Annotated in this window: 13 protein-coding genes; 2 read left to right on the top strand and 11 right to left on the bottom strand. The window is 50.4% G+C overall.

All coding sequences use genetic code 11. From position 1 onward, the window contains the following. Nucleotides 1-5 precede the first annotated feature (5 nt). The 10 genes from ACFOE0_RS05825 to ffh form a co-directional block, all read right to left on the bottom strand. Complete coding sequence (locus ACFOE0_RS05825) at nt 6-338, bottom strand: hypothetical protein (RefSeq protein ID WP_248935055.1); 333 nt, start codon at nt 336-338, stop codon at nt 6-8. A 153-nt stretch (nt 339-491) separates the two neighbouring features. Then, nucleotides 492-1,697, bottom strand: coding sequence for a hybrid-cluster NAD(P)-dependent oxidoreductase (locus ACFOE0_RS05820; RefSeq protein ID WP_248935056.1), 1,206 nt, complete (start codon nt 1,695-1,697; stop codon nt 492-494). Nucleotides 1,698-1,755: 58 nt separating this feature from the next. Next, nucleotides 1,756-3,417, bottom strand: a complete 1,662-nt coding sequence (gene hcp, locus ACFOE0_RS05815; protein ID WP_248935057.1) for a hydroxylamine reductase — start codon at nt 3,415-3,417, stop codon at nt 1,756-1,758. Between the two features lie 226 nt (nt 3,418-3,643). Beyond that, nucleotides 3,644-4,789: a bifunctional chorismate mutase/prephenate dehydrogenase gene (gene tyrA / locus ACFOE0_RS05810; protein WP_248935058.1), complete on the bottom strand. Its 1,146-nt coding sequence runs from the start codon at nt 4,787-4,789 to the stop codon at nt 3,644-3,646. Between the two features lie 24 nt (nt 4,790-4,813). Continuing rightward, nucleotides 4,814-5,905 (bottom strand): 3-deoxy-7-phosphoheptulonate synthase, encoded by a 1,092-nt coding sequence (locus ACFOE0_RS05805; RefSeq protein WP_248935059.1) that lies wholly within the window; start codon nt 5,903-5,905, stop codon nt 4,814-4,816. Nucleotides 5,906-6,193: 288 nt separating this feature from the next. Beyond that, complete coding sequence (gene rplS / locus ACFOE0_RS05800) at nt 6,194-6,544, bottom strand: 50S ribosomal protein L19 (protein ID WP_248935060.1); 351 nt, start codon at nt 6,542-6,544, stop codon at nt 6,194-6,196. Nucleotides 6,545-6,582: 38 nt separating this feature from the next. Next, entirely contained in the window at nt 6,583-7,323 is a 741-nt protein-coding gene (gene trmD / locus ACFOE0_RS05795) for a tRNA (guanosine(37)-N1)-methyltransferase TrmD (protein WP_248935061.1), read from the bottom strand. A gap of 15 nt (nt 7,324-7,338) precedes the next feature. Beyond that, nucleotides 7,339-7,872: a ribosome maturation factor RimM gene (gene rimM, locus ACFOE0_RS05790; protein WP_248935062.1), complete on the bottom strand. Its 534-nt coding sequence runs from the start codon at nt 7,870-7,872 to the stop codon at nt 7,339-7,341. A gap of 19 nt (nt 7,873-7,891) precedes the next feature. Next, entirely contained in the window at nt 7,892-8,143 is a 252-nt protein-coding gene (gene rpsP, locus ACFOE0_RS05785) for a 30S ribosomal protein S16 (protein ID WP_248935063.1), read from the bottom strand. A 236-nt stretch (nt 8,144-8,379) separates the two neighbouring features. Next, entirely contained in the window at nt 8,380-9,753 is a 1,374-nt protein-coding gene (gene ffh, locus ACFOE0_RS05780) for a signal recognition particle protein (protein WP_248935064.1), read from the bottom strand. Between the two features lie 257 nt (nt 9,754-10,010). Here ffh and ACFOE0_RS05775 point away from each other — a divergent pair, with 257 nt between their 5' ends. Further along, complete coding sequence (locus tag ACFOE0_RS05775; protein ID WP_115135960.1) at nt 10,011-10,799, top strand: cytochrome C assembly family protein; 789 nt, start codon at nt 10,011-10,013, stop codon at nt 10,797-10,799. Nucleotides 10,800-10,928: 129 nt separating this feature from the next. Further along, nucleotides 10,929-12,209: an HlyC/CorC family transporter gene (locus ACFOE0_RS05770; protein WP_248935065.1), complete on the top strand. Its 1,281-nt coding sequence runs from the start codon at nt 10,929-10,931 to the stop codon at nt 12,207-12,209. Nucleotides 12,210-12,296: 87 nt separating this feature from the next. On the opposite strand, the gene ACFOE0_RS05765 is transcribed toward ACFOE0_RS05770, so the two are convergent. After that, a complete protein-coding gene (locus tag ACFOE0_RS05765) occupies nt 12,297-12,818 on the bottom strand; it encodes an Mpo1 family 2-hydroxy fatty acid dioxygenase (protein ID WP_248935066.1) in 522 nt (173 codons plus the stop codon). Nucleotides 12,819-12,843: the final 25 nt, after the last annotated feature.

Genomic DNA, 12,843 nt, shown 5'->3' with positions numbered 1-12,843 from the left:
GTGTGTTACGGCATTTCAAGGCCGTCGGCCAGTCTCAGCCAACCTTTAACGATGCGATTGGCAAACCAAAGTACAGCCAGCGTCAGCACCGTCAGCGCCAACCAAACCTGAGGAATACTCCAGGCCAGTAAACAGGCTCCGATAAAGCCCAACATTGACCAGCGTTGCCATCTCAAATGACTGCGAAGCACAGCGCCTCTGGCACGCTGAGACAGGTTAATCACCAAAGCCAGCACAACAGGAATACAGGCCAGTGCGAATGCCGACATCAATCCGTATAAAATATGAGCCGGAGAGACATCTTCAGGCAACGCATTATCTGTAGTACTCAATGCCATTCAGTCTCTCCTGTCGCATTGAAATGGGACCCGGCATACAACCAACTGCATACCCACTCCCTTTAACAATACGATTGAGTCCGGAATTAAGCAATATGAGTGTAAAAAAACTCATGGATACTGCTGAAACCCGCTCTGTCGCCACTCTGTAAACTAGACCAGAGTCAACTCGGCGTCAGAATGCAGCGTACTGGCACAGGCAAGCACGACACCCGCGGCCACCTCTTCATCAGTGAGCGTCACCCGGCTGCTGCTTCTCACCTCACCTTTCACCACCTTACACTTGCATGCACCGCAGACACCGGCTCGACAGGCGGTAATAATCGGTAGCTGCAGCTCCTCTGCAGCCTCAAGCACAGAACTCCCATTTTCTACCCGGGCTTCACTTTTCCCCCAGCTCACTGACAAACTGCTGCCTGCGGTAATCTCCTCAGTTTGACAACTCACCCCCGGAGCTTTGACGCTGCCTGATGACGGAGTGAAACTCTCCTGGTGATACCGACTCATATCGAAGCCGGCATTCTTCAGCATCTCTTTCACCGAGTGCATATAAGCTTCAGGGCCACAAACAAACACTTCACGTTCCATAGCATCCGGCACCAAAGAGAGCAATTTAGACCAATCCAGCCTTCCTGTAACAACTGCTGCATCAGAGGACTCTGTACCCGGCTCTGAAAGCTGTTCTAGCACAAACGCCAGCCTGAACTCAGACCTGGTTGCCGCCAGCTTACGCAAACGCCGTTCAAAGATGATATCCCTGTCACTGCGAGCGCTGTGAACAAAGGCTATATCCTTGTGGATGCGGGTGTCAGCTACGAAAGCAGTCATGGACATCATAGGAGTAATACCACTGCCGGCACTTAACAAAAGGCAGTTATCAGCATCATACTCAGCCAGGTTAAACTCCCCGGCAGGTGGCAAAGCCTTAAGCGAGTCGCCAATGGCAAGTTTATCCACCAGATAGGTAGACGCCATTCCGTTACTCACCTTTTTAACAGTTACCTCCAGGCTATAAGGCCGACTTGGTGAGGATGAGATGGTATAGCTGCGCCACAGTGTTTTACCGTCAACTTCGGCACCAAGCGTCACAAACTGCCCAGGCTTGAAGTGAAATCGCAAAGGATGGGATGGCTGCAATACCAAAGTCGCCACATCATGGGTTTCCCGACGCTTGTCGACGCATACCAACTCAAGTTCGCCTTGTTGCCAGACGTCAGCATCAAGCCAATCCTGAACCTGTGTTTCAGACTCTTTCTGTCTGTCTTTATCGGATGGCAACGCTTTGGCAGGCTGCTGCAGACCCGCCAATGCTCCCGCGAACGAACCGCCACCAAATGACGGCGCTTTAAAAGGATTCATGATTGAACACTCCTCAAAGGGAAAAGCGCTCTGGTGAGCGCTTTGAGGAAAACAGGGGTTAAGCAGTTTTCAGCAGTGCAGCCAAATCTGACTCCACATCTGTGGTGCCCTTTAGCCCAAATTGCTGTTCCAATACCTTCAGCAGATTGTCGGTGAGGAAAGCCGGTGCGGTTGGGCCGGTGCGAATGTTCTTAACGCCCAAAGACAGCAGGGTCAGCAAAATCACAATCGCCTTTTGCTCAAACCAGGACAATACCAGGCTCAACGGCAACTCATTGATGTCACACTCAAACACTTCAGCCAAAGCCAGCGCCAACTGAATCGCGCTGTAGGCATCATTACACTGACCTATATCCAGCAGGCGTGGAATACCCTGAATGTCGCCAAAGTCCAGTTTGTTGAACTTGTACTTACCGCAGCCCAACGTCAGGATCAGGCTGTCTTCAGGCACTGCACGGGCAAAGTCGGTGAAGTAACTGCGCTCGGCTTTATCGCCATCGCAACCACCCACCAGGAAGAAGTGTTTGATATTACCCGCCTTCACCTGCTCAACCACGGCAGGAGCAGCCTGCATCAGAGCGTTACGGGCAAAACCTATGGTGATCATGTGGGGGATTTCATCAAACGGGAACCCATCCAGACTCAGGGCTCTATCAACAACCAGTGAGAAATCATCCCCTTCGATATGGGTCACACCCGGCCAACCAACGATACTGCGGGTAAAGATGCGATCTGCATACTGGCCTACATTAGGGTCGATGATACAGTTGGACGTCATCACCACAGCGCCGGGGAAAGTGGCAAACTCACGCTGCTGGTTTTGCCAGGCGCTGCCATAATTGCCCACCAGGTGCGGGTATTTCTTCAATTCCGGGTAAGCCAGTGCCGGTAGCATCTCACCATGGGTATAAACATTAATGCCCTTGTCTTCGGTCTGCTTAAGGATAAGCTCCAGATCTTTCATATCATGACCGGACACCAGAATCGCTTTACCCTTCACCGCCTTGGTGTTTACCTGCGTGGGCTCCGGGTGACCAAAGGCGTCGGTTTCACCTTTATCCAACATGGTCATAATGCGATAGTTCAACTGACCAATCGCCATAGCCACATCAAACAAAGCGCCGGCATCGTCACTGTCAGTCGCCAGAAACGCCATCAGGCGATGAAATTCAGCAGCAACATCAGCATCGGTTTGATCCAGCACCCGGGCATGCTCCATATAGGCCGCCGCACCTTTGAGACCATACAGGCACAACAGACGCAGCCCCATAATATCTTCGTTAACCTCTTGTGCCCCACGGTTTGGGGCAGCCATAGGTGCCTGAGTCAGGATTTCAGCCTTGTTGGTACCAAGCACCATAGAAGCACTCAAAGGCAGCTCAGCTTCGAGGCCTCTTTCGCCGGAAGCCGCCAGAAAGGCACTCTTGAGCCTATCTCTGTATGTTTGGGCCTGACTGGTGTACGCCATAATACGTTCATCATCAAAGTTGACGTTGGTCAGAGTGGCAAAGAAGGCCTTGGGGACAAAGGTGTCTATCTCAGCATCAACAATACCGAACTCCCGCGCCTTTAACGCGTAATGGGATACCCCTTGCAGCATATAGATCAACACATCCTGCAAGTCGGAAGTAGCTGCTAACTTACCGCACATTCCCTGGGCATAGGTACAACCGGCTCCGGCCGGGGTTCTGATGGTCTGTTCACACTGAATACAAAACATAACAAAGCTCCTCTTATCATGTATATTAATTACATGTTTTAAGTAAGCATAATAACAGGAGGCTCCTGGCGAAAGATAAAGGCACAATTTAAATACAGCTTTAAGAGCTGAGTCACAGAATGACGAATTAGCGGAAAATTAATAAAAGAGCAGCCACACCGGGCTGCCCTTAAAGAGGAGAGTTTGGGAAAGGTACGGGCTCGAGAACTGTGCTTGTCAACAGCCCTTACTGGTGCGCTGGCTTCATATCATTGACCGATTGCAACATGGCGCGACTTTCATTGCGAAACTGAGGCGCAAAGTCACCAAACCACTGAGACACTTCGGCAAACCACTGCATAAAGGTTTCACGATCGCCCTTTCTCAGCAGTTCAAGTGCATTGGCATAATTGTCCAGATAGTCACCTATCGCCTGCTGACTCTTATCCTGAGCAAAGATAATATCGGCATACAACTCCGGGCTTTGAGCGAAAAGTCGTCCAACCATAGCCAATTCCAAACGGTAAATCGGTGAGCTGAACTGGAGTAAAGATGCAATATCAGCCTGCTCCCTGCACAGGTTCAGGCCATACACAAAAGTCGAGAAGTGACGCATAGCCTGCACCAACTGCATAGCTTCATCATGCTTGTCTGCACTGGCCTGAACCACCCGGGCTCCCCAAATGCCAATCTGCTCCAGCAGCCATTCGCAAGCCTCTGGTTGTCGTCCCTCACAAACCACTACAACCTGTTTGGCCAGACTACCAACATCCGGGCCGAACATAGGGTGCAAGCCGACCACAGGTCCCTTATGGGTTTCCAGCATGGCTTTCAGAGGTGCTTCTTTCACCGAAGTCAGATCAGCCAGAATACAGTGCTCAGGTAAATGACCCAGCTTATCTCTGATAAGCTCGCAGGTCAGACGGATCGGCACACTCACCAATACCAGACCGGCACCGTCCAAAATCGAATCAGCTTGCTGCCAGTCATCCTTATCCAGAGAATGAACCTGATAACCGGACAGGGTCAGCATCTGACCAAATAACTTGCCCAGAGCGCCTTCACCACCGATGATCACCACCTTGCCAAGATCGGTTTTTACCTGCTTAAAGCCCATATCTTTCTCATTCAGATAGGACTCGCGCATCAGGCGCCTGAGGATATCTTCGATTAGCTGCGGTGGAATGCCCATGTCACTGGCTTCAGCGCGGCGCCTGGCCAGCATATTGGCCTCTCGCTGAGGGGCATAGATGGGTAAACCGGCGCCATGCTTTACTACTCCTACCCTGGCAACCAGGTCCAGTCGCTTACGAATTAAGTCCAGCAACTGCTGATCAACTTCATCAATTTTATCTCTGAGCTGCTCCAGCTCAGCGGTGGTTTTCTCAGTCATACTACTTCTGTCCTGATCCTGACTTTATTCGTTGGCGGCTTTAAGCATACTAAAGCGGCCGGGTAACACCAGCGACAATTGTGATGCCCCTTCCCTGAGCAGTGACTCGGTACTGTCCCAATCAATACAGGCATCGGTTACCGAGACGCCGTATTCAAGTTCATGCATTGGTTTGGATGAGGACTGATTGCCCTCCTTCAGATGACTCTCCAGCATAATGCCGATCACAGAGCTGTTGCCCTGCTCAATTTGATTAAAAATATCCTGACACACCACTGGCTGGCGTCTGTGATCTTTACTTGAATTACCATGGCTGCAGTCCACCACCAGGCGGGCATTTAAACCGGCGCCATGCAGTTGTTGCTCGCACTCATTGATACTGTCAGCATCGAAATTTGGCTTTTTGCCCCCCCGCAGGATCACATGACCATCAGGGTTACCGTTGGTTTGCAACAGTGCCACCTGCCCTGCCTGATTGATTCCCATAAAACGATGAGAGCTCGCCGCTGCTTGCAGCGCATTAATGGCGACATCCAGCTTGCCGTCGGTACCATTTTTAAAACCAACCGGCATAGACAGACCAGATGCCATCTCTCTGTGGGTTTGTGATTCAGTCGTACGGGCACCAATCGCTGACCAGGTCACCAGCTCTGACAAGTATTGAGGACTGATAGGATCCAATGCTTCAGTGGCCACAGGCAACTCCAGCTCAGCCAGATACAGCATCAGATCACGGGCCATCTTCAGGCCTTTTTCCACGTCAAAGGAACCATCCATATCCGGGTCGTTGATAAGGCCCTTCCAGCCCACAGTGGTTCTGGGCTTTTCAAAGTACACCCGCATCAGGATGAAGAATTCACCTTTAAGCTCATCATGCAGCTTTTTCAGTTTGTGGGCATACTCTTTGGCAGCATCTATATCGTGGATAGAGCATGGCCCTGCGACCACCAGAATACGGCTATCCCGTTTGTGGACTATGTCAGATACCGTCTGCCTGGAACGCAGCACATAATCACGTGCATGCTGTGACAGGGGCAAAGCCAGTTTCAACTCCGCCGGGGTAATCAGTACTTTCTCTGCCGTGATATGCACGTTTTCTATTTGCTGCTGTTCCATACGCTTTTCCTGCTGTTGCTGTTACTTCATTACCCTGTCGATTTCCACTCACTAAAGTGGACAATCGCACCAGCGTAACGCTACACCATTACACCTTGCCTGAGATGATACGGACTCTCAAGCGTTATTTCACTGATCGTTAGAATTTTTTATATAGAAGGTATTGGGAGGGAGATACTGAACAACACAGGGCTGGATTGAAAATAAAATGATAGAAACAAAAACCCGCCACAAGGGCGGGTCTTCGTGCGAACACTTAACGTCTTTTTTGTACAGCGAACTAAGTAATTACTTAGCCAGCTTCTCACGGATACGTGCAGACTTACCTGAACGCTCACGCAGATAGTACAGTTTGGCGCGACGAACGCGACCACGACGCTTCACTTCAATGCCGGCGATTGCTGGGCTGTGAGTTTGGAAAGTACGCTCAACGCCTTCGCCGTTAGAGATCTTACGTACGGTGAAACCAGAGTGCAGGCCACGGTTACGCTTGGCAATTACTACACCTTCGAACGCCTGCAGACGCTCTTTTTCACCTTCTTTAACACGTACCTGTACAACTACGGTATCACCAGCGCCGAACTCTGGTACGTCTTTTTTCATTTGCTCTTCGTTGAGCATCTTGATGATGTTGTTCATAAACACTCCATCCTAGTAATAACTGAGCTACGACTGGATCAATTGTCCGTTTCATCAACGAACTGAGCCAACAGTCTCTTTTGTTCGTCAGTCAGAGCTAGATTTTCAAATAATTCCGGTCGTCTGAGGAAAGTTCTACCGAGACTTTGCTTCAAACGCCAGCGTCTAATTTCTTCGTGGTTGCCGCTCAGCAGTACTGCCGGTACGTCAAACCCTTCCAAAGACTCAGGTCGCGTATAGTGGGGACAATCCAGTAAACCGTCAGAGAAGGAGTCCTGCTCTGCACTGGCCTGTTTTCCCAGCACGCCGGGAACCAGTCTGGATACCGCATCGATAAGCGTCATTGCCGGTAATTCACCGCCCGAAAGCACGTAATCGCCGATTGACCACTCCTCGTCCACTTCAGTCTGAATGATGCGCTCATCGATACCTTCGTAACGACCACACACCAAAATCAACTTCTGTGATACTGCCAGCTCTGATGCGCCACGCTGTGTCAGCTTGCGCCCCTGAGGAGACAGATAAATCACTTTTGCGCCTTCACCTGCTGCAGCTTTCGCTGCATGAATGGCATCACGCAAAGGCTGCACCATCATCAACATTCCAGGTCCACCGCCGTAAGGTCGGTCATCAACCGTGTTATGTCTGTCATGTGTGAAATCACGGGGATTCCACGTGTGCAACTCCAGCAGACCGTTTTTAACGGCCCGACCCGTCACTCCGTAGTCGGTGATGGCACGAAACATTTCAGGAAAAAGGGTTACGACCCCTAACCACATGTGTTGTACCTCGACTTAAAAGTCCGGATCCCAATCCACTAAAATCTGTTTGGCCTCGCTGTCCACCTTGATGATGAACTGCTCGGTAACAAAGGGAATCATTCGCTCCCCTTTGCCAAAGGCATCTTTGGCGTTGGCTTTAACAACCAGAACATCGTTGGAACCTGTTTCCAGGATCTGGTCAACTTTGCCCATGTTGTAGCCTTTGGTGTTGACCACCTCACAGCCGATAAGGTCGCGCCAGTAGAACTCGTCTTCCGGCAGGTTTTCCATCTGCTCGGGCAGGATGGCAATCTCACAATTTGTCAGTGCCTGTGCCTGCTCCCGGGTAGTGATGCCTTCGAGCTCAGCCACTACAGCTTTGCCACCATGAATGCGCCACTGGGAAACCTTAACCTCACGCCATTTTCCCTGTTCAAACAGCAACCAGGGAGAATAGTCAAAAATACCTTCCATCGATTCGGTATAAGCGGTGATCTTCATCCAACCTTTTACACCGTAGCATGCGCCAATTTTGCCCAGTACTATCGGCTGTTGGTTACTGCTCATCAACTATACCTTTACGCTATTAAGCAGCAGCTTTACGAGCGTCTTTGATCAGCTTTGCTACGCGATCAGTAGTTGCAGCACCAGTACCAACCCAGTGATCAACACGGTCCAGGTCCAGACGCAGAGTCTCTTCCTGACCACGAGCCAGAGGGTTGAAGAAACCGATGCGCTCGATGAAACGACCGTCACGGGCGTTGCGGCTGTCAGCAACTACGATGTTGTAAAAAGGACGCTTTTTAGCGCCACCACGAGCTAAACGAATGGTAACCATGCGTTAGTAATCCTCTAATGATTTGCATTGAAGCAAAAATAAAAACTGGAACCCCGTGTTCGCGAAGAGTCCCAGCAAAGAAAGCCGGAAGATTTTACCTGACTTTTCAGCTAATGCAACCGCCCAGCTCGAAATTTACGCCGGGGTCAGGGCCACATATTCAGCAGGGAATGTCAGGTTGACGTTCCAAAGAAACGCCCGCTCTGCCGTTCCGCGACAGAGCGATAAATAAGTTATCAGCGGCCGGGGAACTTCATACCCGGAGGCATCATGCCTTTCATGCCACGCATCATCTTTTGCATACCGCCCTTGGAAGACATCTTTTTCATCATCTTCTGCATCTGGGTGAACTGCTTGAGCAGGCGGTTTACGTCCTGAATTTGCGTGCCGGAACCCGCTGCGATACGACGCTTACGCGAGCCCTTAATAATATCAGGGTTGCGACGTTCTGCCGGGGTCATGGAGTTAATGATGGCTTCCATCTGTCCGGTCATCTTACCGTTCTGTACCTGAGCCAGAGCGTCAGGAGGCAGTTGACCAACACCTGGCAGCTTCTCCAGCATGCCCATCATGCCCCCCATGTTTTTCATCTGCTGCAGTTGGTCGCGGAAATCTTCCAGATCAAAGCCGCCGCCAGACTTCACCTTGGAAGCCAGCTTCATCGCCTTGTCTTTATCGACACCACGTTCAACCTGCTCAATCAGCGATAGTACGTCACCCATGCCCAGAATACGGGACGCAACACGATCCGGATGGAAAGGCTCCAGCGCATCAGTCTTCTCGCCCACACCCAGGAATTTAATTGGCTTACCTGTGATATGACGGATAGACAGGGCGGCACCACCACGGGCGTCACCATCCACCTTGGTCAGTACCACACCAGTCAATGGCAGGGCTTCATTGAATGCCTTGGCCGTATTGGCAGCGTCCTGACCTGTCATGGCATCAACCACAAACAGGGTTTCTACCGGATTAACGGCGGCGTGCAGGGCTTTAATTTCATCCATCATGCCTTCATCGACATGCAGACGACCTGCAGTATCCAGAATCACCACATCGATAAACTTCAGCTTGGCATGAGCCATGGCTGCATTGGCGATATCGATAGGCTTTTGGCTTACATCGGATGGGAAGAACTCAACATTGACTTCACCGGCCAGGGTTTCCAACTGTTTGATCGCAGCCGGGCGATACACGTCGGCACTGACCACAAGCACGGATTTCTTCTGGCGTTCTCTCAGGAACTTGGCAAGCTTGGCCACAGAGGTGGTTTTACCGGCACCCTGCAGACCCGCCATCATAATCACGGCGGGAGGTTGCGCAGCCAAATCCAGGGCTTCGTTGGACTCGCCCATGGCTTTTTCCAACTCGCTCTGAACAATCTTGATGAAGACCTGGCCCGGACTCAGGCTCTTGGTGACTTCCTGGCCAACCGCACGCTCCTTCACGGCATTAACGAATTCCCGTACCACAGGCAGGGCTACGTCAGCCTCCAGCAGTGCCATACGGACTTCGCGCAGGGTTTCCTTAATGTTGTCTTCGGTTAAGCGACCACGACCACTAATATTCTTCAGCGTTCGCGACAGTCTGTCAGTCAGGTTCTCAAACATCTTCCTGTGCAATACCTTGTAAGCATCTTCAATATTGGCCTGTATTATAGCGATGCCTGAGCAATTAGCTACTACAGGCTAATTTTGTGCCAGCCTAACTCCTGCTATCTTAAAAAATGTTGGCTAAGCGTCAGAATCTGCTTAAATTTGCCACTTGTATCACTGCCCAAAAGTCTGCAGCTCATGTTATTCTTGCTGCATTAAAACGCTATATTTCGGGCTGTAAGGCCAAAACACAGACGATAGGTTATAACCCCATGGTTCTCTATTCTGCTTCCGCCATGTTTTTTTACTGCATCGCTTTGGTGCTGGTGACCAGTCGCTTGTTCCATGCTGAAGGGCCCAATCGCACCCTGGTCGCCGCGATTGCAGCGATTGCAGTGCTGTTTCACGGTGCCGCTTTATATCAGGCTATCAACACACCGGATGGACAAAACTTGAGCCTGACCAATGTTATCTCTTTGGTGAACTGGATTATCGCCCTGAGCTTTACCGTGCTGATGTTCCGCCTCAAGGTGATGGTAGTAGTACCTGTGGTTTATGCCTGTTCGGTGCTGTCCGTCGCCCTGCTTTGGCTGGTACCGCCTTCATTTATGCTGCATTTTGAGCTGCATCCCGAAGTATTGGTCCATGTTGTGCTGTCTCTGATGGCCTACAGTGCCTTGATGATTGCTGCCCTTTACGCCATCCAGCTGGCTCTGATCCAAAATAAGCTGAAGCAAAAGAAACTGATACTCAGCCCGGCCATTCCACCTCTGCTGACAGTAGAGAAGCAGCTATATCATCTGGTGATTATTGGTGTGGCCCTGCTTAGTCTGTCGCTGGCTACCGGTTTTATCTTCCTGGATGACATGTTCGCTGAAGGTAAAGGCCATAAAGCGATATTGTCGATCGCGGCCTGGGGCGTTTATGTAGTGATGTTGCTGCAACATTATCGGGTAGGCTGCAAAATCCGCAGTGCCGTTATCTATACGCTGACCGGCGCAACCTTGCTGTCTCTGGCCTATTTCGGCGCCCGGATCGTCAAAGAACTGATTATTAATTGATTGCTCAATTAATCGATTTAATAGCCGGCCATTTGCGCCGGCTTTTTTATTGTCACCCTTCGTCGACTTGACACCCGCAGTCACAGCCAGTATTTAGTTAGGTTCAAGAAACAGCATGGAGCTCCCCTGGTGGAAGATATACCCACAGGTATCCTACTAATCAGCTTAGTTATTCTACTTATTATTTCTGCTTACTTCTCCGGTTCTGAGACCGCCATGATGAGTCTCAACCGCTACCGTCTGCGTCACCTTGCCAATGAAGGTAACCGGGGCGCCATGCGTGCCCGCCAGCTACTGGAAAGACCAGACCGCCTTATCGGCCTTATTCTTATCGGCAACAATCTGGTTAATATTCTTGCCTCCTCTATCGCCACCATTCTTGGTTTACGGTTCTTCGGCGATATCGGAGTGGCCATCGCTACAGGTGTACTGACCTTGGTAGTATTGGTTTGCGCAGAGGTTACCCCTAAAACTGTTGCCGCATTACATCCGGAACGTATTGCCTTCCCTTCAAGCGTCCTGCTTAAGCTATTGCTTAAAGTTCTTGGACCTCTGGTCACTGTGACCAATTGGATTACCTCCGGCTTCCTCAAGTTACTGGGCGTTCGCAATGTCAGTTCAAGTGATGCCCTGAGCCAGGAAGAATTGCGCACAGTAGTACATGAAGCCGGTGCCCTGATCCCGGCCAATCACCAGGAGATGCTGCTGTCGGTTCTGGATTTGGAGAAGGTGACAGTCGAAGACATTATGGTGCCCCGGGCAGAGATCTACGCCATCAATGTTAATGATGATTTTAAGGTGATTAACCGTCAGGTCATTCAGAGCCCTCACACACGTGTACTGGTTTATCGGGATACCATCGACGATGTCGTCGGCTTTATTCATCTGCGGGATGCGTTGCGCCTGCAGTCAAAAAATCAGTTCAGCAAATCCTCTCTGCTGAGGGCAGTAAAGGAGCTTTACTTCGTGCCCGAAGGTACTGCCCTGAATGTGCAGCTGGCGAACTTCAAACGAAACCGTGAGCGAATCGGTTTGGTGGTAGACGAGTATGGAGATTTGCAGGGTCTGGTGACGCTGGAAGACATCTTGGAAGAGATAGTAGGAGACTTTACCACCTCTATGATGCCCGCCCCCAGCGAGGAGATTATTCCCCAGCAGGACGGCAGCTATCTGGTAGAGGCCAGTATCAATATCCGGGATATGAATAAAGAGATGAACTGGCAATTCCCCATCGATGGCCCCAAGACTCTCAATGGGCTGATCATTGAGTATCTGGAGGAGATCCCCTGCGCCAAGACCAGTTTAAGGCTGGCGGGATATCCCGTCGAGGTAGTGGATGTGGCAGACAATATGATTAAGACGGTCAGGGTTATGCCAGCCTTCTTCAAACAGCCTGAGCAATCGGCCTGAACAATCAACCGAGCCCAGAATGTCAGCACTCAAAAAAGGCCATCTCTTGATGGCCTTTTTTACATCGATTATCCCGCTGAAATAGAATTAACTGGCTTTTGCAGCTTCCAGTTCCATCCTCTTCTGTTTGGCGATAGGGGTAATTTCCTGCTCCAACCCCTTCTCCCAGCCAAGATAAAAGTAAACCTCGGCCATCAGGAAAATCGGCCCAATCAACAGCTGATTCATATCGTCAACAAAAGCAGGCTTGGCTTTTTCATACTGATGTCCAATCAACTGAAATATCCAGCCAACCACAAACACTGCCAGCGCTATCCACAATGCATATGGAACGCCAACAATCGCTTCAGTGGTGTAGAGCACAGGTAAAATAAATACCACCATGCCCATAGCGAGCTTTACATGCAGCCACATATAGTAAATCAGTACCACCAGGGTAAATATCATAGCCACACTGACCTGACCTCCGGGAGTATCAAACCTCACCATTCCCAATAGCAGGAAAAGAGACCAGATAATCATAGGGATACCCACAAAGTGGGTTTTGATATTACTGGGATTCAGATGAACGCTTTTGTACGCCGATAATTGCTCTACTATATTTTTCATTTTATTTCTCCCGTCACCGCCCTGT

Source organism: Shewanella submarina (assembly GCF_042646185.1).
GTDB lineage: Bacteria > Pseudomonadota > Gammaproteobacteria > Enterobacterales > Shewanellaceae > Shewanella > Shewanella corallii.
The sequence above is the reverse complement of the archived record's forward strand: the minus strand, read 5'-3'. Positions and strand labels throughout refer to the sequence as shown.